Origin of the sequence: Kitasatospora sp. NPDC101155 (genome assembly GCF_044768305.1) — a bacterium.
In the GTDB taxonomy this organism is placed as follows: Bacteria; Actinomycetota; Actinomycetes; order Streptomycetales; family Streptomycetaceae; genus Kitasatospora.
The window spans coordinates 7,013-29,160 of the sequence record NZ_JBIWPN010000014.1 but is presented as its reverse complement, the minus strand read 5'-3'; the positions used below and the strand labels follow the sequence as shown (position 1 = coordinate 29,160).

Here is a 22,148-nt window from a genome sequence, read left to right as displayed (position 1 = left end):
CCGCCACCCGGCCGTCCTACTACCCGGATGACCGCGCCGCAGGCGCCGGTCGTTCCGTTCGGTCCGTCGGCGTCAGCCGAGCTCGCCGGGGTCGTTCTCGCGGTTGAAGCGCAGCTTCCAGGGCGCGAGCGCGGACTCGACCTGCACCCCGATGCTCATCTTCGAGGCGCCCTCGATCCGCTCCTCGAAGCGGATCGGCACCTCGCGGATGGTCAGCCCGCGCTGGATGACCCGGTAGTTCATCTCGACCTGGAACGAGTAGCCGTTGCTCCGCACGGTCGGCAGGTCGATAGCCCGCAGAGTGGTGGCCCGCCAGGCCTTGAAGCCGGCGGTGGCGTCCCGCACGCCCAGGCCGAGGATCGCGTTGACGTAGAAGTTGGCCCAGGCGGACAGTGCCTTGCGGTGCCAGGGCCACTCGGCGGCGGTCGAGCCGCCGGGCACGTAGCGGGAGCCGAGCACCACGGCGGTGTCGTCGGTGAGCAGGGCCCGCACCATCGCGGGTATCGCGGAGGCGGGGTGGGAGAGGTCGGCGTCCATCTGGACCACGACGTCGGCGCCCTCGTCCAGGGCGCGGGCCATGCCGGCCAGGTAGGCGCGGCCGAGGCCGTTCTTCTCGATGCGGTGCAGCACGCCGACGGTGCCGCCGGAGTCGGCGGCGAGCTTCTCGGCGATCTCGCCGGTGCCGTCGGGGGAGTTGTCGTCGACCACGAGCAGGTGCAGGTTCTCCAGCGGGAGTTCCGCGAGGAGCCCGGCGAGGACCGGAAGGTTCTCCCGCTCGTTGTACGTGGGGACGACGACAACGACCTTGGGGGAGGCCTCGACCATGTTCTGTTTCCCTCGTGCCCTCGCCGGCCGGCACCTGTGCCATACCGGTCGGTTGTCCTGGACGACCTGCGCTGCTGTTAGACCGTGTGAGTGTAGCCGGGCCGGCGGCCTCCTCCCGTCCGGGGCGCCCGCCCGGGGCCACCCCACCGGGGTCGGAAACCAGTTCGACTGTGATCGGCCGCTGTGGCAGGCTTCCGGCTCGTCCCGAACGGCCGACCCGGAGCATTCCTTTGACGATTCGTCGTACCGCCCTGCCCGTCACCGTGCTGCCCGTCACCGCCCTGGCCCTCGCGCTCACGGCCGTCGCGGGCTGCGGTCCGGAGGGTTCGGCGCACCCCGCCGAGCACCCCACCGCGAGCCCCGCCGTCGGGGCGCCCGCGGACGCCGCGGGGGCGTTCGACCCGGAGGTTGCGGTGGCGCACGCCGATCCGGCGCCGTACGCCGCGAGCCTGAAGATGACGACCACGGCGGGCGAGGGGGACGAGCGGGTGCTCATGGACATGAGCGGCCGGGTCAACGTCAACACCCCGACCCTCGGCAGCCATGTGGAGGGGACGACCACCGTCGGCGGGTTCCTGACCCTGAACTCGACGGAGTCGCTGACCGTGGACGGCACCACGTACATGCGCGACAAGGCGAAGGGCACGCCCTGGAAGAAGGCCCCGTCCACCGGGGACGACGGCGCCGACAGCAACCACTACGGCGGGTACGCCAAGGTGCTGCTGGCCGCCGGCCCCTCCGCCCGCAAGGGCATGGAGTCCGAGGGCGGCGTCCCGGTGTTCCACCTGGCCGCGCACCTGTCGGTGGAGCAGGTGCGCCGCGCGGACCCGTCGAACGCCGAGCGGATGGCCTCCAGCGGCGTGGACGGGCTCGACTACCAGCTGTGGATCGACCGGCTCGGCCGCCCGGTGCGGGGCGAGCAGTCGATGACGGTGAACGGCAAGCTGACCGTGATCAAGGGGGTCTACTCGGACTTCGGCCCGCCGGAAACCTTCGTCCCGCCGATCACGGCGAGCTGAACCGGGCCCACCGGCCGTCCCGCCCGGCCCGCTACGCCGTGCCGTAGACGGTGGCGAGGTTGTCCTGGGCGGGGTGGGTGCGACCGGCCGGTCCGGCGGCGAAGGCGCGCAGGACGTTCTCGGTGGCCTTGCGGACCACGTCCCCGGCGTGCGAGTCGATGCCGTGGTCGGCCTTGCCGCCGCCGGGGCCGCGCGCGTCCAGCGTCTCGACCCAGCGCATCGTCCCGGTGGCGAAGACCCCGGCGCCGCTCGGCACGGTGTAGTAGGCGCTGTCGGAGTGGGAGTGGCGGCCCTCGCAGACCACGGGGGAGTGGGCGATCACCTCGATCGGCCGCGGGGTGGGGAAGCCGGTGTTCACCCGGTCGTACTCGACGCCGACCAGGTGCGGGAAGGACGCCCCGGCCGCGACGCCCGTCCCCTCGAAGACCCAGTGCCCGGGCGACGTGACCACGTACGGGGCGTCCACCGGGTAGCCGTCGTAGATCACGCCGAGCATCGAGCTCTCCGGGTCGGCGCCCGGACCGACCCGGAAGTCGGTGGTCGCCGGGGCGCCGGCCTGGTGGCCCGGGTCCTGCGCCCAGGCGTCCTTGTAGCAGACCACCGTGCGGTCCGGGCCGAGCCCGGTGGGCTCGAAGCGGACCCGGCGGTAGCAGCAGTTGGCGCCCAGGATCGCCAGGTTGGTCCCGGCGTCGCGGGCCGCGACCACGTTGGCGCGCTGCTCGGGGGACCAGTACTCGTCATGGCCGAGCGAGAGGACGGCGCCGGCGCCGCGCAGCAGCCCCGGGTCGCGGGCCACGTCGATCCCGGTGGTGTACGCGAGCGGCAGCCCGAGCCGCTCGGCGAGGGCGATCAGCGGCGCCTCGTAGACCAGGAACAGCCCGGCGCCGTGGTCGTAGTCGTACGGCCGGTCGAAGACGACCCGCAGCGAGCGGGTGGCGAGGGTTCCGGTCGGGCCGTTGTAGAGGCTGTAGCCGCCCCACTCGTTGTAGGCCTGCCAGGTCGCCGGGGCGCTCATGACCACGGTCTTTCCGGCGGTGCTCGCCGAGCGGACGGTGAGCGGGACGTAGCGCCGGCCGGAGCCGCCCTCGACGTCCAGCCGCAGCAGATAGGCGCCCTCGGGCCAGTCGGTGGTGTCCACGGTGAGGGTGCGCTGCCAGTCGGTCAGCACCGTGCGGGTGCTCTGGTCGACGTGCGGCGCGGCCTGCTTGGTGCCGGGGACGTGCTCGCGGCGCCAGACCAGGCGGGCGCGGGCGCCGTCGTACCAGCCCATCCGGTACGCGGAGACGGTGAAGGCGGAGGCGGCGGTGGAGACGTGCAGGCCGAAGGACTCGCCGGGCAGCACGCTGACCCGGTCGGCGAAGCCCTCGATGGCGTCGGCCGGGCCGGGGTCGGTGATCTCCCAGCCGGGGTTGCCGGGCTGGGACTGCTCGCTCTTCAGGCCGACGTGCTGGGCGGCGGTGGGCTCGGCCGTGCGAGGGGTGCCCTGGGAGTCGGGCGTAGGGTTCGGGGTCGCGTCCGGGTGGCGGGTCCCGCAGGAGGTGGCGGCGGCCGCCATCAGCCCAAGGCTCAGAATCCCCCGCCGGCTCGGTTCCGCCACCGCGGCCTCCTCGTCGTCCGTCGCTGCGCGCCCGCGGCGCGTCAACCTCGCGAGGTCGCATCGACCCCGTGCGTCAACCCCGTGCGTCAACGCGCGCGGACATCCTCACCCGTTTCGGGCAGTTCATGCCGACCGCCGCGCCGGGGCCGCGACCACGGCCGGACAGCGTCCGCGACCCCGGAGGGCCGTACGGGCGCACCCTGGTGTGTTGGCCCGCGCGGTTCCCGGGCCGTCGAGACCAGGTCACCTAGCCTGACCAGGCCCGCCGTCCGGCGGCGACCAGAGGGTCCGGAGCCGCGAGCGGCCGGCTGAAGTCGTGGACAGGGGTGCACGTGGTCTCGTCGGGTTCGGCCGAACCGGGAATGGCTCCTCCGACGCGCGGCGCGAGGTTCCGGGAGTGGATGCTGCAAGGCCTGTCGGACATGGCCAAGCAGCACCCCGGCCCGCACGCCCAGGCGCCGCACGAGAAGGGCCAGCGCTGGTGGCGGGTGATGTGCCTGACCGGCCTCGACTACTTCTCCACGCTCGGCTACCAGCCCGGCATCGCCGCCCTCGCGGCCGGCCTGGTCTCACCGCTCGCGACCATCGTGCTGGTACTCGTCACCCTGCTGGGCGCACTGCCGGTCTACCGGCGGGTGGCCCAGGAGAGCCCGCACGGTGAGGGCTCCATCGCGATGCTGGAGCGACTGCTGTCGTTCTGGCAGGGCAAGCTCTTCGTGCTGACCCTGCTCGGGTTCGCGGCCACCGACTTCATGATCACCATCACCCTGTCGGCCGCCGACGCCACCGCGCACCTGGTGGAGAACCCGCACCTGACCAGCATGCTGAGCGGCAAGCAGGTGACGGTCACGCTGATCCTGGTCGCCCTGCTCGGCGGGGTCTTCCTCAAGGGCTTCAGTGAGGCGATCGGCCTGGCCGTCTTCCTGGTCGGGATCTACCTCACACTCAACGTCGTGGTGGTGGCGAACGGGCTCTGGCACGTGCTCAAGGCCCCGCACGTGTTCAGCGACTGGACGGACGCGCTCACCGTCCAGCACGGCAACGCCTTCGCGATGATCGGCGTGGCGCTGATCGTCTTCCCGAAGCTGGCCCTGGGCCTGTCCGGCTTCGAGACCGGCGTCGCGGTGATGCCGCACATCGAGGGCGACCCGGACGACACCGAGGAGAAGCCCACCGGCCGGATCCGGGGCGCGCGCAAGCTGCTCACCACCGCCGCCGCGATCATGAGCGTCTTCCTGATCACCACCAGCTTCATCACCACGCTGCTCATCCCGGCCGAAGCCTTCAAGAAGGGTGGCGAGGCCAACGGTCGGGCGCTCGCCTACCTCGCCCACCAGAACCTCGGCACCAGCTTCGGCAGCGTCTACGACCTGTCCACCATCGCCATCCTCTGGTTCGCCGGCGCCTCCGCGATGGCCGGGCTGCTCAACCTGATGCCGCGCTACCTGCCCCGCTACGGCATGGCGCCGCACTGGGCGCGCGCCGTGCGGCCGACCGTCATCGTGCTCACCCTGATCGCCTTCCTGGTCACCTGGATCTTCGACGCCAACGTGGACGCCCAGGGCGGTGCGTACGCGACCGGTGTGCTGGTGCTGATCAGCTCGGCCGCCATCGCCGTCACCATCGCCGCCCGCAAGGCCGGGCAGCGCCGCTGGACGATCGGCTTCGCCGTGATCGCGGCGGTGTTCCTCTACACCACGGGCGCGAACATCGCCGAGCGCCCGGACGGCGTCAAGATCGGCGGCTGCTTCATCGCGGGCATCATGCTGGTCTCCTTCGCCTCCCGGCTCAAGCGGGCCTTCGAGCTGCGCGTCACCGACGTGGTGCTGGACGACGTGGCGGAGCGGTTCGTCCGGGACTACATGCACCGCCCGCTGCGGCTGATCGCCAACGAGCCGAACAGCCGGGACCTCGCCGAGTACCGGGACAAGCTCCGTCAGATCCGCAAGGACAACGACATCCCGGCCGAGGACGACCTGGTCTTCGTCGAGGTCACCGTGCTCGACCCGTCCGAGTTCGAGTCGGTGCTGGACGTGCGCGGCGAGGTGCTGCACGACCGCTACCGGGTGCTGTCACTGCAGAGCTCCAGCGTGCCCAACGCACTGGCCGCGCTGCTGCTGCAGGTGCGCGACCTCACCGGGCAGCAGCCGCACATCTACTTCGAGTGGACCGAGGGCAACCCCTTCGCCCAGTTCCTGCGGTTCTTCCTGTTCGGGCAGGGCGAGATCGCGCCGGTCACCCGCGAGGTGCTCCGCGAGGCCGAGCCGGACCGCGCCCGGCGGCCCGCGGTACACGTGGGCTGAGCCGGTTCACTCCCCCTCCGTCCGGCGACCGCCGGGTCAGCGCGGCGGGCGGGACTTGGTCCAGGCGGGCGCGACGAACGCCACCAGGGCGACAGCGAAGCCGAGTTGGAGGATGTGGCGGATCCAGTCGATGCCCGAGGTGTGGCGGACGCCGATCCAGCCGGAGACGGCGTTGCCGAGCCAGGCCCCGGCGGCGCCGAGCAGCATGGTCAGCCACCACGGGATCGACTGCGGCCCGCGCAGGATCAGCTTGGCGAGCATGCCCAGCACGAAGCCGATGAGCAGAATCCACAGGAGCTGGAACATCGCGGTCCACCTTCCCGGCGCGACCGGCGGGCACCGGTGCGCCGAATCGCCGAAGACGCGGTTCGTCCCATGATCACCCGGTTCGGCCGAACGGGCACGTCGGCGCCGGCCCGGGAGAGCCGGGAGGGGGCGAGAACGCGCCGCCGGTGGGGCCGGAAACGCACTGTTCGAAGGGTTATTCGTACCGGTAGGAATGGGTCCGACGCGGACAGGCCGCGTCACCCGAGAGGAGCCGCTCCCGTGACCCGACTTCGTGCCGCCGTCCTCACCCTGACCATGGGCACCGCCCAGGCGGCGCCCGGCGACACCAGCACCGTCTGCTCCTCCTCGCTGACCCCGGGCGACTCCGTGGACGTCCAGTGGTGGAACAGCGCCGGCTGCGGATCCGGGTTCAACCCGAACACCAAGAAGATCATGCAGCTCACCGGCTACCCGGTCGGCACCGTGGTCAACGCCTGCGCGTCCACCTGGCCGCCGGCCGGCTGGACGATCGTCAGCAGCTACTACAGCCCCGGCTGCCAGTACTCCTCCGTGCCGAGCTTCAACAACAACTCCTGGCAGCTGAAGCGCGTTTCCTGACGGCCCCCGACAGCGCCAGGTCGCGGCGGTCCGCGGGGCCTCAGAACTCCCGGACCGCCGCGACGGCCTCGCGGACCTCAGGGTGCGGGTCCTCGGCGAGGCCGTCCAACAGCTCGGCGACACCCGGGGTGGACCAGCCGAAGACGGTCCAGACCAGCTCCCTGCGCACGCCCGGGTCCGGGTGGTCGGCCAGCCGGGCGAGCAGGTCCACCGGGCCCCGGCGGCGCAGGCCGAACCAGTGCAGGGCGGCCCGCAGCTCGGCCGGATCGCCCGGATCGCCCGCCGCCTCGATCCGGGCGAGCAGGACGGGCACGGGCGGCGGCGGGCCGTCCAGCGGGTGCGGGTGACGTTCGCGCATCCGCCGGTCGCCGTACCCGCCGCGCAGGCGGCAGCCCGCACAGATGCAGGGGCGGGTGCCGTGGGCGCCCGGGAGGTAGCGCCAGCCGGCGACCTGCGGTACGGCGCGGATCCGGTGCACCTCGCGGGCGCCCAGCGCGCGCGGTACGACCACCTCCCAGCCGCGCGGGTCGGCGAGCGCGCCGATCCTCGCGACCGCCTCGGCGGCCGAGAGCCACTTCTGGGCCTCCTTCGCGCGGTCCCGGTAGTGCCCGACCAGCACCTGCTGGGTGTCGTCCAGCCGGACGTGCACGGCGGCCAGCGACCCCTTCGGGCCGAACCGGGCCAGCTCGCGCAGCCACTGGTGGGTGAGGGTGTACGAGGGCAGCACCGGGAAGCAGTACACCCCGCGCACACCGCCCTGGCCCCGGCTGTCGGCCCGGATGCCGGCGCGGCGGATGCGCGGCGCGTTCGCCGCGGCGGTCAGGTGCACGAACATCGCCATGGGGCGGGATGCTAGCCGTCCCCGGGAGTGTCGATCGAGTGGTTATCGGGGCCGCCGGGGCTCCGCCCGACGGCTGATCAGGGCGGCCAGGCCGTCGAGGATGCGCTCCAGGCTGAAGTCCAGGGCCTGGTCGTGCCCGCCCGGCTCGGCCATGGCGGCGGCCAGGGCGGGGTAGCGGTCCGCGTGCCGGTGCACCACGGTGCCGAGGGCGGCGAGGAGTTCGGCCTCGGGGGAGCCGTTCGGGCCGACCGCGCGGGCCTGTTCGGCGATGCCGCGCACGTGCCCGGCGAGCAGTACGGCGGCGTCCATCCGTTCGGCGCCGGTCAGCCCGTGGCCATCGAGGGCGGCCACCACCCGCTCCAGCCAGGCGAGTTCTTTCGGCCCCGGCACCCGGGGGCCGACGGTGGCGTCCAGCAGCCACGGGTGCCGAGTGAAGGATACGGCCAAGTGGTGCGCCCAGGCGGTGAGTTGGTCCCGCCAGTGGGTGCCCTCGACAGCTGTCGGCGGCTCGTCGACGGCCGACTCGACCATCAGGGCGATGAGTTCGGCCTTGCCGGGGACGTAGCGGTAGAGCGACATCTTGGTGAAGTCGAGCAGCGCGGCCACCTTCTGCATGGACACCGCGCCGAGCCCCTCCGCGTCCGCCACCTCGACGCCGGCCGCCGCGATCCGCGCCAGGCTGAGGGCCGGTTTCGGGCCCCGGGTCGGCTTGGCCGGCGGGCCCCAGAGCAGCCGCACCGTGTCGTTCGCCGCCTCGCCCATCGTCCGCTCCCGTTCTGGGGGTTGCCCGCCCGCGCCAACTGTGTCTACCGTACACAGCAGTGAACAGTGTCCGCGAGACACAGTTTCTTGATCCTTGGACGGGGTGGTTTCCATGAGTGGTTCCCGGCGCACCGAAGTGCTGATCTCGGGCGCGAGCATCGCCGGTCCGGCGCTCGCCCACTGGTTGAGCCGGTACGGCTTCGAGGTGACGGTGGTCGAACTGGCCCCGGCGCCGCGCGGCGGCGGCCAGAACGTCGACTTCCGGGGCCGCACTCACCTGACCGTGCTGGAACGGATGGGCGTCCTGGAGGAACTGCGCGCGCTCGACACCGGCGGCAGCCCGATCACCTTCGTGGACCAGAGCGGACGGCAACTGCTGCACCTGCCGGCCGAGTTCGCCGGCGGCGAGCTGGAGGTCCCGCGCGTCGAGCTGGCTCAGCTGTTCCACCGGCACACCAGCGCCCGCGCCGAGTACGTCTTCGGTGACTCCATCACGGCCCTGGAGGAGACGGCGAACGGCGTCCGGGTCGCCTTCCGGCACGGCCCGCCCCGCGAGTTCGACCTGGTGATCGGCGCCGACGGGCTGCACTCCAACGTCCGGCGGCTCGCCTTCGGCCCCGAGCAGCGGTTCGTCCGCCACCTCGGCTACTACGCGGCCACCTGGCAGCTGCCGAACGACGACGGCCTGCCGGCCGGTGGCGTCGGCCTCAACGTGCCCGGTCGGCTGATGTCCGTCGGCGCCGACCACCGCGACCCCGCCCGGGCCGGGGCGTTCTGCCTGTTCGCCTCGTCCGAGCTGCACTACGACCGCCACGAACCGGACCAGCAGAAGGTGTTGATCCGGGACGCCTTCGCGGGCCTGCGCTGGCGGGTGCCGCAGCTGCTGGCGAGCCTGGACGCCGCGCCCGAGCTGTACTTCGACTCGATCAGCCGCGCCGACGTTCCGGCCTGGTCCGCCGGACGGATCGCCCTGCTCGGCGACGCCGCCTGCGGTGCCACCATCGGCGGCATGGGTACCGGGACGGCGGTGGTGGCCGCGTACGTCCTGGCGGGCGAGCTGGCCCTGGCCCGCGGCGACCACCGTGCCGCCTTCGCCCGGTACGAGCGGCTGCTGCGCGACTACGCCCAGGGCTGCCAGAAGGGTGGGGACCGGACCGGCCCGTTCCTGGCGCCGCGCACCGCGACCGGACTACGGCTGCGCAACGCCGTGCTGAACCGGCGGTGGGCGCTGGACAAGATGCTGGAGCTGGGCAAGCAGGTGTCGAGTGTCGAACTTCCGGACTACGGCCGGGCGCTGGCCGGCCGGGTCGGTGCGGCGGGCTGACCCGGCCGCCGTTGGTGAGGAGCGCTCCGGCTCGGACGGCCGCCCGGGCGGGGCGCTCCGCGGCCAGGGTGCGGTCCGGGGTCAGGGTGCGGTCCGGGGCGGGCCGCTCGGCCTCTGGCCCCGCCGGGAGGTTGCGCCGTCCGTGGCCCCGGCGCACCCCGGGACCGCGCGCTCCCGCCCGTCGGCTCCGTGTTCGCAGCTCAGGGTCCTTGGTCCCACCCGTTCAGCCTCTTGGCCCCTGGCGATCTAGGCCGTTCGGGGTCATGCTGCGGGTACCGGCCGGGACGATCCGTGCCCGGTCCGACCAGCACCGTTTGGACGAGGTGAACCGGCGTGCGGCATGCCACCGTCGAATCCGTGATGACCAGCCCTGTGGTCCGGGTCGCGCCCGAGACCGGTTTCCGGGAGATCGTCGCGCTGCTGACCGACTACGACATCACCGGGGTGCCGGTGGTGGACCCGCAGGGGCGGCCGCTCGGCGTGGTCTCGGAGGCCGACCTGTTGCGCACCCTGGCCGCGCAGGAGGACCCGGGCAGTCTGCTGCCCGCGCCCGAGTCGGCGCAGGCGGGGCCGGGCGGCGAGATCACGGCGGCGGACCTGATGACGGCGCAGCCGGTCTGCACCACGCCCGACACCAGCGTGGTCGCGGCGGCCCGGCTGATGAGCCGGCACGGGCTGAAGCGGCTGCCGGTGCTGGACGAGGAGGGACGGGTCCTCGGGATGGTGAGCCGCGGCGACCTGCTGAGGGTGTTCCTGCGCGAGGACCGGGTGATCCGGCGGGAGATCGTCGAGGAGGTGCTCGGCCGGATCGACGGGGTGAGCCCGGCGGAGATCGGGGTGGAGGTGGACCAGGGTCGGGTGGTGCTCAGCGGCACCGTGCCGGAGGCCCACCTGGTGCCGGTGGTGCTGAACCTGTGCCGCTCGGTGGACGGGGTGGTCTCGGTGACCGACCGACTCCGGGCCGGGGGTGCCACCGCGTCGGTCGGCTGATCCGGGCCGCCCACCCGGCCGTCGCCTCGGACCCCGGAGGCTGTGCCCCGGGCTCCCGACGGCTGCCGCCCCGGACCTCGCCGGTCCGGTTCGCATATTGCGGAGAGTATCGGGTAAGTCACCCTGTGTGCCCGGCGGTTCGGACTGCCGGGGCGCCGGAGCATTGGGGAGGCGGCCGTGGCAGTCGTGTTCGACGCGGACTTCACTTCGACCAGGCAGTGGATCGCCGGGCGCAGCAGCGCGTACCCCCGGATGGGGCCGACCAACCGGAGCGACCACAAACTCGACTACCTGAGCCGCCAGTACTGCCCCGGCGGGGTGTTCGCCGCCGTCCGGCGGCCCACCGGCGGGCTGTGGACCTGCAATCTGCTGACCACCGAGGGCAGTCCGGAGGGCTTCCAGGTCCGCACCGGGGACGTGCTGTCCGCGCAGGTCACTCTGCCCGTCGAGCTGGGCGCCTGGCCGGCGATCTGGACCTGGCGGGACGGTGGCAACGAGGTCGACATGTTCGAGTACCACCCGGACAACCCGGACCTGTTGGAGATCTCCAACCACGTCCGCGGCGGGTTCCGGTACTGGCATGGCGGCAGCGTCGGGATCGAGCCGGGGGCGGCCTTCGGCCTGCGGGTGGTACTCGGTGCGCACTCGGTGGACTGGTACGTCGAGGAGGAGTTGGTCTACGCGGACCTGCACGGGGTGGGGGCCGGCTGGCACGCCTACCTGATCGTCAACCTGTCGGTGGCGGACGGGACTTATCACGACCGGCCGTCGGCCGACGGGCCGGACCGGCTCAGCTGGGTCTGCCACAGCCTGAGGGTCGAGCGCTGAACCGGCGGCTTGGGATTCCATGGCCTCGGACGTCGCGGTCCGTGACCTTGTGGTCCGTGACCTCGCGGTTTGTGAACGTCGCGGTTCAGGGTCTCGCGGTTCGGGGGCTCATGGTGCGAAGGTCGCGGTGATCGGGCCGCCCGGGCCGGAGCGCTGGAACCAGACCGCCCGGCGGTGCGGGCCGATGTGCGCGGGGTCGGTCACGTACAGGTCGTCGCGCGGGGCCCGCTCGTTGCCCGGGGCGAGTGCCGCGTCCTCGGCCTGGTCGGCGATGGCGCGCAGCAGGGCGGTGGCGGTGGCCTCGGCGGCGGAGGGGGCGATGGCGAGGGCGGTGAGTTCGGTCCAGAGCGCGGTGGACACGTAGGCGATCGGGGAGCGGCCGAGCGCCGGGTGGGAGGAGCCGTCGGTGTGGCGGCGGAGCATCCCGGCGGCGACGAGCTGCTCGGGGGAGCGGTGGTCGCCGGGCAGGTGGTGGCTCATGGGTGGCAACGCTACCCCGGTGGTCGGGGGCGTGAGCACAGGCACGTTTTCTCAGGCTTTCTTGACAGCGCTTTGACCGGTTGCGGGCGCACGATGGTGGTAAGGCGCTGATCACCTCGGACACTCCGCTCCTTCCGTGGAGCCGTTCCCGGGCGCGACGGCACCTCCGGTGGTCCGGCACCTCGGACGGTAGGGCGTCGGTCGCCTCGGCGGGCCCGGTGGGGCCGGAGGAGGAGGTCCAGATGGGGTACTGGCATGGTCACGGGTACGGGCCCGGCCACGGAATCGGCGGTTGGGGCTTCGCCGTGATGGCGATCGGCTCGCTGCTGGTCCTGGCGCTGCTGGTGCTCCTGGCCGTCGCGCTGATCCGGTACCTCTCCCGCTCGCGGCAGCGGGTTTCGCCCGGCCCCGGGGCCGTGGGCGCCGCCGGCCCGGGTTCGGGCGGGCCGCCCGGTTGGGCACCCGGCCCGTCCCCGGAGCAGGTGCTCGCGGAGCGGTTCGCGCGGGGTGAGATCGACGCGGAGGAGTATCGGCACCGATTGGAGACGCTGCGTTCGGCGGACGGGCCGGGCGGCGGCTGACCGGGGGCGCAGGCCGAGGCCCGCCGCACCAGGTGTGCGGCGGGCCTCGGCGGTGTCGGCCGGGTGGGCGTCGGGCTTGCTCGGCTGACCTGGCTCGCACGGCCTGCGCGTCGTGCGCGGCGCGCTCGTCCGGCGAGGCCTGCTCGCCCTGCCGGACTTACTCGACGACGAGCTCGACCGGGATGTTGCCCCGGGTGGCGCGGGAGTAGGGGCAGACCTCGTGCGCCTGCTTGACCAGCTGCAGGCCGGTCTCGCCCGCGAGCGTGTCGGGCAGCTCGACGCGCAGCACCACGGAGAGGCCGAAGCCCGCGTCGTCCTTGCCGATCGACACCTCGGCGGTCACCGAGGCCTCGCTGGTGTCCACTCGGGCCTGGCGGCCGACCAGGCCCAGGGCGCTGGCGAAGCAGGCGGCGTAGCCGGCCGCGAACAGCTGCTCGGGGTTGGTGCCCTGGCCGCTGCCGCCGAGCGCGGGCGGCATCGCGAGAGCGAGGTCGAGTTGGCCGTCCGAGCTGACGGCGCGGCCCTCGCGACCGTTGGCGGTGGCGGCGGCGGTGTAGAGCGCGTCCATGGTGGTGTCCCTTCGTGTTGCTGCTCGTCTCGCGGGGTGCGGGTCGTGGATCGCCGTGCGCGGATCGTGCCGCTCGGGTGGCTGCCTGGCGGCCCGCTGTCTGCTCGACAAGTAGAGCACGCAATTCAATTGCGCACAACTCAATGGCGTGATTGCGATCGGTACCATGGCTCCATGACCACGCTCCCGGGCATGGCGGACGAGGAACTGCTCCGCCTCGACCAGCAGATCTGCTTCTCGCTCAATGCCGCCTCGCGCGCCTTCGGCGGTGTCTACCGGGTCCTGCTCCGGGACCTCGGGCTCACCTATCCGCAGTACCTGGTGATGCTGGTGCTCTGGGAGGACGGCCAACTGCCCGTCAAGCGGATCGGTGAGCGCCTGCGGCTCGACTCCGGCACGCTCTCCCCGCTGCTCAAGCGGCTGGAGGCGGCCGGACTGGTGCGCCGCGAGCGCAGCCCGGAGGACGAGCGCTCGGTGACCGTCAGTCTCACGCCCGAGGGATCCGTGCTGCGCGAGCGGGCCGGGCAGGTGCCGCGTCGGCTGCTCGCGGCGACCGGGCTGCCGGTCGAGGACCTGGCCGCGCTGCATGAGCTGCTGGAGCGGGTGACCGGCGCGCTGGACTCGGCGGCGGTGGAGCCCGCGCCGTAGGGCTGTCGTGTGGGCGTCGGTCCCGGCGCCGGCGTCAGTCCCGGCGCCGGTGTCGGTGTCGGCGTCACGGAGCTGTGGTGCGGGCTTGGTGCGGGGCCGCCGATGGGCTTGTCAAGCCGGGCTTCGACGGGGTGTGATCTGGGTCACGTTGCGACCGTCGGGTGGCCGTCCGGACACTCGAAAGGGCAGGTCAGCGGCGCTGTTCGGAAGTGAACGGAAACGGTCGCCAATTGTCCGCCCGATCCGGTCAACAACCCGGGCCTCCCGGACGGTTACACCACGAGCCCCCGAGGGGCCGTCGGCGTGCCACCCGGTGGGCCGGCCAGCTGACCCAGGAAGAGGGGGCGCGTGTGAACAATCCCGGGCCGGGCGAGGAACGGAGCCTGCGGGCGGACCCGCTCGACGACCTGCCGACCGACTTCGAGGCCTTCTTCACCCGCGAGAACTCCGGGTACCTCCGCTACGCCCAGCAGCGACTGCGCCACCGCGAAGACGCCCAGGACGCCGTTCAGAACGCCGGCACCACGCTCTACCGGAACTGGCGCAGGGCGCTGGCCAGTGAGGACCCGCAGGCCTTCGCCTTCAAGATCGTCAAGGACGCGGTGGTCGACGTCATGCGCGAGCGTCGCCGCACCGAGCGCAAACGGCTGCGGGTGATCGCCCAGCGCCGCCCCGACACCAGCCAGGACGAGCTGGAGGAGCTTGCCGAACTGGACGCCCTGGACTGGGCCATGGAGGAGCTCGCGCGGGCCGCGCCGGTCCAGTCCGACGTGGTCCGGCTGCGCCAGGCGGGCCTGTCCTACCACGACATCGGCCGGGCGCTCGGCATCGCGCACACCACCGCCCGCACCTACTACAGCCTCGGGCGGCGTCACCTGGAGTACCTGCTGGAGCACCCGGACGACGGGCAGCCGACATGAGGATCGCCGAGCTGCTGCGCGCGCACGCCGCCGAGCTGGACCGGGAGTTCCGCGACCACGATCCGGCGGCCTTCACCCGTCGGCTGGCCGAACGGCTCGCCGCCGCCCGACGCTCCGCCCCGACCGTGCGCGAGCGTCCCGCCCGCCCGCCCGCAGCCGCCCGGCCACCGCACGTTCCGGCTTCGGGGGAGCACCCCTGGGCCGGGGGGCGGTCCGAACTGCGTCGCGACCTCCGGCGCGATCTGCGGCACCTGTGCGCGGGTGTGGCGGGAGCGGTGGAGCCGGCGGAGCTGGCCCTGGACCTCGAACTCGCCGAGAAGACGGCCCTGCGCACGCTCGGCTGCCTGCTCTACGGCATGGGCCGTACGGCGGACGGGGTCTTCTGGTGGCGGATCGCCGTCCAGTACGGCGACCAGCTGGCCGTCCACTGCCTGGCCGTGCACTACGCCGCCGAGGGCGAGCGGGGCGCCGCGGCGCGCTGGGCCGCCGAGGCCGAGGACCTCAGCGGCCCCGGGCGGCTGCCGGAGCTGGCCCCGGAGGTCCGGCCGAGCGGCGCGGCCGAGCTGGCGCGGCGGCTGGCGGAGCGATACGACGGGGAGATCCTGCTGACCTTACGGGACGCGGTGGCGTCGGGGGCGAGTGGTGGTGGCGACGCGGGCGCCGGCGGGCGGCTGGGTGTGCGGACGGTGCGGGGGCGCGGAGTGGTGCGGATCCGGTGACGGCGCCGGGACGCTGGCGGCGACCAGGGTCCGGGCGGCGAGGGTTCGGGCGGCGAGGTGTCGGAGTCGGGGTCCGGCCGTTCGCGCGCGGGTCGTGTTCAGGTGAGCCCGGAAAGGGCGTCGCCCAGGTAGGCGGCGCCGAGCACCACCGGGACGGCGGTCATGATCGCCGCGTTGTGCGCGGCCGTCCAGGCCCGCCACTCGCCGAGGGCACGGATCGAGCGGTCGTTGCCGCGCCGGTGGACGGTGAGCGGCAGCAGGGTGCCCAGCGAGCCCAGTAGCACCATCAGGGCGGCGGCCACGGCCTTCGCCCCGGTGCCGCTCGGACTGGCGGCGATCGAGGCGGCGCCGCCGACGGCGGGGATCAGGGTCTTCGGGTGGGCCGTCACCAGGGCCACGGCGAGGCCGACGGACCGGGCGGCGGTGAGCCGGTCGATCCCCAGGAGCCAGGTCGGCGGCGCGATCACGTGCCCCGGTCTCGGGCGGTCGCGCCACTGCTGCGCGGCGAGGAGGAGGAGCAGGGCGCCGAGGGCGAGCTTCAGCCAGGACGCCCAGGTCGGCCTGCCGCCGTCCGGGTTCAGCGCGCCGCCCACCGTCAGGACCACGGTCTCGACCGCTGCCAGACCGAGCGCCCAGCCGGCGGTGAAGGCGAGCCCGTTGGTCCGGCCGCGCGGCGAGGCGAGGATCAGGAGCACGGCGATCAACGGCAGCGGGCTGAGCGCGACCGCCACCGCCGAGGCCAGCATCGGGCCGATCGCCTCGCCCATTCCAGGACCTGCCTTCCCGTCGCCGGGCGCCGTCCGCCATTCAGCTACCGTCGGCGGCGGCGCGCACGGCCGGTGGGCCGTTCGGGTGAGGGGCGGCGGACGGAGCAGGGCCGCCGCACCGGCCTGGTGCGACGGCCCTGCACGGGGTGCGTCCGTCGGCGGTGTCAGCCGGCTGGGTCAGTCGGCTGACACCGCCGGCAGGATCAGTCGGTGCCGGACTCGATCGCCGCGTGGTCGAGTGCGGTGGACTCCGCCTCGTCGCCGGTGCCGGCGGCGATCGGCGCCGCGCCGCCCGGGGCGAGCTCGCCGATCAGGCCGCTCCACGGGGCCAGCTGGCCGTGGCCCGCGTACTGCTCCAGCTTGCTGCGGGAGTCGGCGATGTCCAGGTTGCGCATGGTCAGCTGGCCGATCCGGTCGTCCGGGACGAAGGCGGCGTCGACGCTGCGCTCCATCGACAGCTTCTCGGGGTGGTAGCTGAAGTTCGGGCCCTGGGTGTCGATCACCGAGTAGTCCTGGCCACGCCGCAGCCGCAGGGTCACGCTGCCGGTGACGGCCTGGCCGACCCACTTCTGCAGGCTGTCGCGCAGCATCAGCGCCTGCGGGTCGAACCAGCGGCCCTCGTACAGCAGCCGGCCGAGCCGGCGGCCCTGGGTGTGGTAGGTGGCGAGGGTGTCCTCGTTGTGGATCGCGTTCAGGAGGCGCTCGTAGGCGGTGTGCAGCAGCGCCATGCCCGGGGCCTCGTAGATGCCGCGGCTCTTGGCCTCGATGATGCGGTTCTCGATCTGGTCCGACATGCCCAGGCCGTGCCGCCCACCGATGACGTTGGCCTCGTGCACCAGCTCGACGGCGGTGCCGAACTCACGGCCGTTGATCCGGACCGGACGGCCGAACTCGAAGTCGACGGTGACGTCCTCGGTCTGGATCTCCACGGCCGGGTCCCAGAAGGCGACGCCCATGATCGGGGCGACGATCTCCATCGAGGTGTCCAGGTACTCCAGGCGCTTGGCCTCGTGGGTGGCGCCCCAGATGTTGGCGTCGGTGGAGTAGGCCTTCTCGGCGGAGTCCCGGTACGGGAGGTCGCGCTCGGCCAGCCACTCGGACATCTCCTTGCGGCCGCCGAGCTCGGTGACGAACGCCTGGTCCAGCCACGGCTTGTAGATCCGCAGGTTGGGGTTGGCGAGCAGGCCGTAGCGGTAGAACCGCTCGATGTCGTTGCCCTTGTAGGTGGAGCCGTCGCCCCAGATGGACACCCCGTCCTCCTGCATGGCGCGCACCAGCAGGGTGCCGGTCACGGCGCGGCCGAGCGGGGTGGTGTTGAAGTAGGTCTGCCCGGCCGAGCGGATGTGGAAGGCGCCGCAGGCGAGGGCGGCCAGGCCCTCCTCGACCAGCGGGGCCCGGCAGTCGACCAGCCGGGCCTGCTCGGCGCCGTACGCGCGGCCACGGGCCGGGACGTCGGCGAGGTTCGGCTCGTCGTACTGGCCGATGTCGGCCGTGTAGGCGTACGGGACGGCGCCGTGCTCGCGCATCCACGCGACCGCGACGGAGGTGTCCAACCCACCGGAGAATGCGATGCCGATCCGTTCACCGACCGGCAGCTTGCTCAAGACCTTCGACATGCTTGCACCCTTGACCCACCCGCGCGGCGCGGGCTCCTGATTTAGCGACGTGTGAGGGAATTCGGCGTATTCGATCCGATGCCCGCACTCTGGCATAGGTTTGCAGAGTAGCGCAAGAGAATACGGAGGTGTGGGTCGGGGTGGCTGCTTGCCGTGCCGCTTCCCGTCCGTCGCCCATCTGGGCAACTGGGCTGGAGGGGAAGGTGGTTGAGGCGGGCTGGAGGCCGGGGCGGGTACCGAGAGGCGGCTCGGGAGGCGGGGTGGATTTTTTCGGGGGAGGCCGGTCTCGGGGTCGTCGGGGCCGATGGAGATGACGTTCGCCCGCTGGCTCCACGCCCACGCAGCCCGCCGTGACCACCGCAGCAACCCGATCACGTTCTTGGCCCAGCACATGTTCCGGCCCTGCTCCCGCACCCGGAAAACACCGGCCGACGTCACCTGGACCAGCCCCGACGAGCTGCACCTCAAGTTCCACGACGCCGCCGGCGAATGCGGCTGGCAGTGCCGCTACATCGAGCAGGCCGCGGCCGCGTACGCCGAATACGACGACGCCCGCCGCACAGCCTGAACCCCCAACGCCTACAGGGAGAAACTATGACCGCCGAGCCCCACGACCAGCTCCCGATCGACCAGCAGCCCGATCTCGCCGACGACGAGCTGGAACCCGACCACTCCAATTGCATCCAGCCCCACCGCACCGCCGACGGCTACGTCGACTACGACGGACGCCCCCTCTAGCGATCGGCCGGCTGATCGCCCCGGAGCCGTGCCACACCAGCGAGCTGAAGCTGCTGAAAGCAGCGGCGAGTATCGATGAGGCGCACCGCGCGGCCTGAGAGGGCGTTAAGTCCGTTTCTGATAGCCGCCGCGTCCGGGTTGGTCGAGGACTCCCTGACGGACGAGTCGTCCCAGGCGGGAGCGGGTGACGTTGATTGAGGGCTCGTCGGTGGGCAGCCCGAGTAGTTCGTGCAGGTCGCGAACCCGGAATACCCGCCCGGGGTGCTCGTTGAAGGCGGTCGCGATGCGCTGGTAGACGGTGGCGGGCTCTGCGGGGGCTTGTGTGGGTTCGGGCATGGCGAGGCCGTCGATGATCTTGCGGGTGGTGACGATCTCGGCGAGGCGGGCCTCGACCTCGGTCAAGGCACTGGTGAGTTGGTCAATCTGCTCTCGCAGGCCGTTGGCGCGTGCGGTGGTCTCGTCGTGTTCGGCTTGCAACAGCCGCAGGAGTTCGGTGACGTTCACGCAGCCAGCTCGACGTCGTCGCGCCAGGCGGGGCTGGGGGTGGTGAGGCGGCGGAGCATGCCGGCGGTGGAGGCCCAGTAGACGCGGGAGGCGGCGTTGTCGGGCCGGTGGTCGTAGTCACGGGCGAGGCGCCGGTGGAGCATGAGGGTGCCGTTGACCTACTCGACCACCCACCGCTTCGGTTGCGGAACGAAGCCCTTGCCCTGGTCGTCGGGGTTGCGCCGGACCGCCTCGACGGTGATGTCCTTCAACGCCCCGTGGATGATCACGGCGTCCTTGAAGCCCTGGTCGACCAGGGCCTTCTCCAGGCGCATCCCGCACCGTTCGGCTGCCTGGTCCAGCAGGGCGATGCCGGCCTCGTTGTCGTGTGCGCTGGCGGCCAGGACCACCACACCGATGATCAGGCCCAGCACGTCGACGGCCAGTCCCCGCTTCCTGCCGGGCGTCTTCTTGTTCGCATCCAGTCCCGTCGTCTCTTTCGGCACCCCCGCCGCGACGCGGACGGACTGGGTGTCGATGATCACCAGGGACGGGTCCTCTAATCGCCGGGCCCGCTCACGTACCTGGCAGCGCAGAATCTCCTGAATCCGCTGGTCAAGACCGTCCTGGCGCCACAGGGTGAAGTAGTAGAACACCGCCGACCAGGCCGGTAGGTCATGTGGCAGAAGCCGCCACTGACAACCCGTCCGGTTCTGGTACGGCAGCGCGTTCACGACCTCGCGCAGGTCGCAGGAGCCCGGGTCCCCGGTCGCCGAGCGTGACACCCGCTCCTGCTTCCAGGCGGTGACCAGCGGCTCGATCAAGGCCCACTGCCCGTCGGACAAGTCCGTTGAGTACGGCATCCGTTCCATGCCCCCGACCCCATCATGCACACGACACGCGAGTCAGCCTGAATGACTCCGTACCCACGAACAGGTGACACTAGATCATCCAGAAATGGACATAACGTCCTCTCGGGGCACGCCGGAAGCGACGCCATGCAGGAGGCGGTCCGGGGAGCCATCGAGGAGTTCAAGAACCAGTGATACTCAAAACACGTAGCGGACCTCGAACGTGACCTTCGGGTTCCGCGCCGCGTAGTCGCCGAGCCTGGCCGCCAGTACCCGGTCCGAGACGACGACTCGGACCGGGACGCGGTTGCGAATCCCCGGGGATACCGTTGAGTTCGCAGTTCTGGATCAGGCAAGCTCCCTGCGGCGCTCCGCGTTGCCGAGGACGCTCCACCAGCTTGAATGACACCGGTTCGGGCAGCGTGACAGGCGGGGGTTGGCAAAAGGTTGCCGAAAGGCTAACGGAAGTCTGCCGCAGCGCTCGGCACATCGAACGGATCAGCGCGAGAACCGGTGGCGTCCCCGCCGAGAAGCCTGCGGCTCAGGTTCGTCCACAGCCGACACCCTTCCTCCCCGCAGAACGGGAGTCCCGGGCCGCTGCCCATTCGCGGCCGAGAGAGGCACTTCGCCACCATCGACCTTCACCATCCGCGAACGAAGCCTCGCCGCCCTGGTTGGCCCCTCCGGCTCCGGAAAGACCACCGCCACCAAACTGATCAGCCGCTTCGCCGACCCGCAGAGCGGCGTCCTCCGCCTCGGCGGCACCTAACACCGAGTCCGAGGCCGTGGTGCAGCAGGCCATCGACCGTCTGATAGCCGGCAGGGCCGTCGTTGTTATCGCGCACCGCTTACCGTCGTGGGAGCGGACTGTGTTCATTTCCAGATCTGGGGATCACACCCGGACGGGCCAAGCCGGGGTGCAGTCCTTGGTCGAAGGCGTGAGTCTGAAGGCGGGATGCTCGGGGCTTCCCGGGCGCCCGTTCCGACGCCTGCAATCCCGCAGGTGTCCGGCCAGCCCGTCGACGCTGGGACCTGAATGAGTCCGAAGCCGAGTCGTGTAGCCGTAATCTGTGACTGCCCGGTCCTCGGGCGCGGCCTCACCCACCTGATCAACGCTGCGCCGGACCTGCAGATGACGATCTTCACCCGTTACATCGACGGGCAACCTTATGAGGTGAATGGTTCAGACGTCGTCCTGGTCAACCTGCCACTGCCCAACCGGGAAGCGCTCGGCCTTGTCACCCGACTGCGTCGGCAGGGGCACGCTGTCATTCTGCTGTCAGCCTCCGAGGCGCAGAGCGACGTTGTTCTGGCTATTCAAGCCGGTGCTCGCGGCTACTTGAGTATGCGGACCGAGGAAAAGCAGTTGCTCACGGCGATCCGTATCGTCGCTTCCGGTCGCGGCTATGTCTCCGCGGGCCTCACCGGACTGGGTACTCCAACATCCCCTCTTCGCATCACTGATCGGGAAATGCAGATCCTGTGGCTGGTCGCGAGTGGCGCCACGGACCGGGAAATCGCCGAAAAGTTGAAGATCAGCGAGCACACCGTTCATTCGCACCTGGACAGGCTGCGGGACAAGACAGGCTCCCGCCGCAGGGCCGACCTCACCCGCTTTGCATTGGAGCACAGTGAAAGCGATAAGTCTTCCGATGAGGGGTAACTCTGCCCACGCCCGACGGGGTAACTCTGCCCATGCCCTCGGCCATCTTGCCCCTTGACCCTCCCAACGGAGCAGAGGAGTGTCGGAAGAAAGAACGGTGAGGTAGCCGAGTGGCGACCCTGGTGTTTTCGGAGGTCGTTGTCGCGGTCGTTGGACGTGACGGGGCGGCGGCTACCGTTCGAGGCATGCGATGAGATGATCATGAAGAGAGCATCGCGGAGTATCGGACTCGCTGCAGCCTGCCTAGGAGTAGGCGCCTATGTATACGGCATACCGGCGACTGAAGTTGGTGCCGCATCCAGTGATTCTCGTGCTACAGCAGCACAAACATTTTCAGGACGGCTCAGTAGTCCAACCCTGGACTGTACATGGAGGCCGCCAGCGTTCGACCTTGCGGACACGTGCACAAACATCCCCAAACCGTCGAAGAACATCGACGTGACCAAGCATGATGCGACTGCTGGACACCCTGGGTTCTACCACATCGTCATCAGCGGTGGCGGTGGCGGTGGCGGTGGCGGTGGCGGTGGCGGCGGCGGCAAGCCGACGACCAGCACGAGTAGTAACCCGACCACGACGACCAGCAGTAACCCGACCACCAGCACCAGTAGCAACCCGACCACGACGACCAGCAGTAACCCGACCACCAGCACGAGTAGTAACCCGACCACGACGACCAGCAGTAACCCGACCACCAGCACCAGTAGCAACCCGACCACGACGACCAGCAGTAACCCGAC

General features: G+C 71.6%; 25 protein-coding genes and 1 pseudogene. 14 read left to right on the top strand and 12 right to left on the bottom strand.

Going from position 1 to position 22,148, the window contains the following annotated elements; all coding sequences use genetic code 11:
* Positions 1-72: 72 nt before the first annotated feature.
* Positions 73-825 (bottom strand): polyprenol monophosphomannose synthase, encoded by a 753-nt coding sequence (locus tag ACIRYZ_RS21960; RefSeq protein ID WP_402946506.1) that lies wholly within the window; start codon positions 823-825, stop codon positions 73-75.
* 230 nt (positions 826-1,055) lie between these two features.
* Between ACIRYZ_RS21960 and ACIRYZ_RS21955 the strand changes: the two genes are divergently transcribed.
* Positions 1,056-1,844, top strand: a complete 789-nt coding sequence (locus ACIRYZ_RS21955; protein WP_402946504.1) for a hypothetical protein — start codon at positions 1,056-1,058, stop codon at positions 1,842-1,844.
* 31 nt (positions 1,845-1,875) lie between these two features.
* Here the strand turns inward: ACIRYZ_RS21955 and ACIRYZ_RS21950 are convergent, their stop codons facing one another.
* A complete protein-coding gene (locus tag ACIRYZ_RS21950; RefSeq protein ID WP_402946502.1) occupies positions 1,876-3,441 on the bottom strand; it encodes a N,N-dimethylformamidase beta subunit family domain-containing protein in 1,566 nt (521 codons plus the stop codon).
* 362 nt (positions 3,442-3,803) lie between these two features.
* Here ACIRYZ_RS21950 and ACIRYZ_RS21945 point away from each other — a divergent pair, with 362 nt between their 5' ends.
* A complete protein-coding gene (locus tag ACIRYZ_RS21945; RefSeq protein WP_402946500.1) occupies positions 3,804-5,744 on the top strand; it encodes an amino acid transporter in 1,941 nt (646 codons plus the stop codon).
* Between the two features lie 36 nt (positions 5,745-5,780).
* On the opposite strand, the gene ACIRYZ_RS21940 is transcribed toward ACIRYZ_RS21945, so the two are convergent.
* The gene (locus ACIRYZ_RS21940; protein WP_387628060.1) at positions 5,781-6,050 is read right to left on the bottom strand and encodes a GlsB/YeaQ/YmgE family stress response membrane protein; all 270 of its coding nucleotides are present in this window, start codon (positions 6,048-6,050) and stop codon (positions 5,781-5,783) included.
* 240 nt (positions 6,051-6,290) lie between these two features.
* Here ACIRYZ_RS21940 and ACIRYZ_RS21935 point away from each other — a divergent pair, with 240 nt between their 5' ends.
* Complete coding sequence (locus ACIRYZ_RS21935) at positions 6,291-6,629, top strand: hypothetical protein (protein WP_402946497.1); 339 nt, start codon at positions 6,291-6,293, stop codon at positions 6,627-6,629.
* 40 nt (positions 6,630-6,669) lie between these two features.
* Here ACIRYZ_RS21935 and ACIRYZ_RS21930 read toward each other — a convergent pair whose 3' ends face one another.
* A complete protein-coding gene (locus tag ACIRYZ_RS21930) occupies positions 6,670-7,470 on the bottom strand; it encodes a HEAT repeat domain-containing protein (RefSeq protein ID WP_402946496.1) in 801 nt (266 codons plus the stop codon).
* 42 nt (positions 7,471-7,512) lie between these two features.
* Positions 7,513-8,232, bottom strand: coding sequence for a TetR/AcrR family transcriptional regulator (locus ACIRYZ_RS21925; protein ID WP_402946494.1), 720 nt, complete (start codon positions 8,230-8,232; stop codon positions 7,513-7,515).
* Positions 8,233-8,344: 112 nt separating this feature from the next.
* On the opposite strand from ACIRYZ_RS21925, the gene ACIRYZ_RS21920 reads away from it, so the two are divergent.
* The 3 genes from ACIRYZ_RS21920 to ACIRYZ_RS21910 all read left to right on the top strand — a co-directional run bounded on the left by ACIRYZ_RS21920 (position 8,345) and on the right by ACIRYZ_RS21910 (position 11,374).
* The gene (locus tag ACIRYZ_RS21920; RefSeq protein WP_402946493.1) at positions 8,345-9,556 is read left to right on the top strand and encodes an FAD-dependent monooxygenase; all 1,212 of its coding nucleotides are present in this window, start codon (positions 8,345-8,347) and stop codon (positions 9,554-9,556) included.
* 360 nt (positions 9,557-9,916) lie between these two features.
* Positions 9,917-10,546 (top strand): CBS domain-containing protein, encoded by a 630-nt coding sequence (locus ACIRYZ_RS21915; RefSeq protein WP_402946925.1) that lies wholly within the window; start codon positions 9,917-9,919, stop codon positions 10,544-10,546.
* Positions 10,547-10,723: 177 nt separating this feature from the next.
* Positions 10,724-11,374, top strand: a complete 651-nt coding sequence (locus ACIRYZ_RS21910; RefSeq protein ID WP_402946492.1) for a beta-glucanase — start codon at positions 10,724-10,726, stop codon at positions 11,372-11,374.
* Between the two features lie 108 nt (positions 11,375-11,482).
* On the opposite strand, the gene ACIRYZ_RS21905 is transcribed toward ACIRYZ_RS21910, so the two are convergent.
* The gene (locus ACIRYZ_RS21905) at positions 11,483-11,854 is read right to left on the bottom strand and encodes a hypothetical protein (protein ID WP_402946490.1); all 372 of its coding nucleotides are present in this window, start codon (positions 11,852-11,854) and stop codon (positions 11,483-11,485) included.
* Positions 11,855-12,096: 242 nt separating this feature from the next.
* Here ACIRYZ_RS21905 and ACIRYZ_RS21900 point away from each other — a divergent pair, with 242 nt between their 5' ends.
* Complete coding sequence (locus ACIRYZ_RS21900) at positions 12,097-12,435, top strand: SHOCT domain-containing protein (RefSeq protein ID WP_402946488.1); 339 nt, start codon at positions 12,097-12,099, stop codon at positions 12,433-12,435.
* 157 nt (positions 12,436-12,592) lie between these two features.
* Here ACIRYZ_RS21900 and ACIRYZ_RS21895 read toward each other — a convergent pair whose 3' ends face one another.
* Entirely contained in the window at positions 12,593-13,003 is a 411-nt protein-coding gene (locus ACIRYZ_RS21895; protein WP_402946486.1) for an organic hydroperoxide resistance protein, read from the bottom strand.
* Between the two features lie 174 nt (positions 13,004-13,177).
* On the opposite strand from ACIRYZ_RS21895, the gene ACIRYZ_RS21890 reads away from it, so the two are divergent.
* The 3 genes from ACIRYZ_RS21890 to ACIRYZ_RS21880 all read left to right on the top strand — a co-directional run bounded on the left by ACIRYZ_RS21890 (position 13,178) and on the right by ACIRYZ_RS21880 (position 15,290).
* Positions 13,178-13,651, top strand: coding sequence for a MarR family winged helix-turn-helix transcriptional regulator (locus ACIRYZ_RS21890; protein ID WP_402946484.1), 474 nt, complete (start codon positions 13,178-13,180; stop codon positions 13,649-13,651).
* 350 nt (positions 13,652-14,001) lie between these two features.
* Positions 14,002-14,571 (top strand): RNA polymerase sigma factor, encoded by a 570-nt coding sequence (locus ACIRYZ_RS21885; RefSeq protein ID WP_402946482.1) that lies wholly within the window; start codon positions 14,002-14,004, stop codon positions 14,569-14,571.
* Entirely contained in the window at positions 14,568-15,290 is a 723-nt protein-coding gene (locus ACIRYZ_RS21880; RefSeq protein WP_402946480.1) for a hypothetical protein, read from the top strand. The genes ACIRYZ_RS21885 and ACIRYZ_RS21880 overlap by 4 nt, the downstream gene beginning before the upstream one ends.
* Positions 15,291-15,388: 98 nt before the next feature.
* Here the strand turns inward: ACIRYZ_RS21880 and ACIRYZ_RS21875 are convergent, their stop codons facing one another.
* On the bottom strand, positions 15,389-16,057 hold the full coding sequence (locus tag ACIRYZ_RS21875) for a GAP family protein (RefSeq protein ID WP_402946478.1): 669 nt from the start codon (positions 16,055-16,057) through the stop codon (positions 15,389-15,391).
* Between the two features lie 203 nt (positions 16,058-16,260).
* Complete coding sequence (argG, locus tag ACIRYZ_RS21870) at positions 16,261-17,673, bottom strand: argininosuccinate synthase (RefSeq protein WP_387628033.1); 1,413 nt, start codon at positions 17,671-17,673, stop codon at positions 16,261-16,263.
* Between the two features lie 310 nt (positions 17,674-17,983).
* On the opposite strand from argG, the gene ACIRYZ_RS21865 reads away from it, so the two are divergent.
* Together ACIRYZ_RS21865 and ACIRYZ_RS21860 are read left to right on the top strand one after the other, a co-directional pair.
* Positions 17,984-18,241 carry a hypothetical protein gene (locus ACIRYZ_RS21865; protein WP_402946476.1) on the top strand — a complete coding sequence of 86 codons (258 nt, stop codon included), beginning with the start codon at positions 17,984-17,986 and terminating at the stop codon, positions 18,239-18,241.
* A 26-nt stretch (positions 18,242-18,267) separates the two neighbouring features.
* Positions 18,268-18,411: a hypothetical protein gene (locus ACIRYZ_RS21860; protein WP_402946474.1), complete on the top strand. Its 144-nt coding sequence runs from the start codon at positions 18,268-18,270 to the stop codon at positions 18,409-18,411.
* Positions 18,412-18,516: 105 nt separating this feature from the next.
* Here ACIRYZ_RS21860 and ACIRYZ_RS21855 read toward each other — a convergent pair whose 3' ends face one another.
* Positions 18,517-18,915 carry a type IV toxin-antitoxin system AbiEi family antitoxin domain-containing protein gene (locus ACIRYZ_RS21855; RefSeq protein ID WP_402946472.1) on the bottom strand — a complete coding sequence of 133 codons (399 nt, stop codon included), beginning with the start codon at positions 18,913-18,915 and terminating at the stop codon, positions 18,517-18,519.
* A pseudogene (locus tag ACIRYZ_RS21850) lies at positions 18,912-19,766 on the bottom strand (IS5 family transposase). The gene ACIRYZ_RS21855 and the pseudogene ACIRYZ_RS21850 overlap by 4 nt, the downstream one beginning before the upstream one ends.
* Positions 19,767-20,181: 415 nt before the next feature.
* Here ACIRYZ_RS21850 and ACIRYZ_RS21845 point away from each other — a divergent pair.
* Complete coding sequence (locus ACIRYZ_RS21845; protein WP_402946470.1) at positions 20,182-20,514, top strand: ATP-binding cassette domain-containing protein; 333 nt, start codon at positions 20,182-20,184, stop codon at positions 20,512-20,514.
* Between the two features lie 363 nt (positions 20,515-20,877).
* Positions 20,878-21,408: a LuxR C-terminal-related transcriptional regulator gene (locus tag ACIRYZ_RS21840; RefSeq protein WP_402946468.1), complete on the top strand. Its 531-nt coding sequence runs from the start codon at positions 20,878-20,880 to the stop codon at positions 21,406-21,408.
* Positions 21,409-21,884: 476 nt separating this feature from the next.
* Here ACIRYZ_RS21840 and ACIRYZ_RS21835 read toward each other — a convergent pair.
* The coding region (locus tag ACIRYZ_RS21835) for a hypothetical protein (protein ID WP_402946466.1) at positions 21,885-22,148 on the bottom strand (264 nt) is incomplete at its 5' end.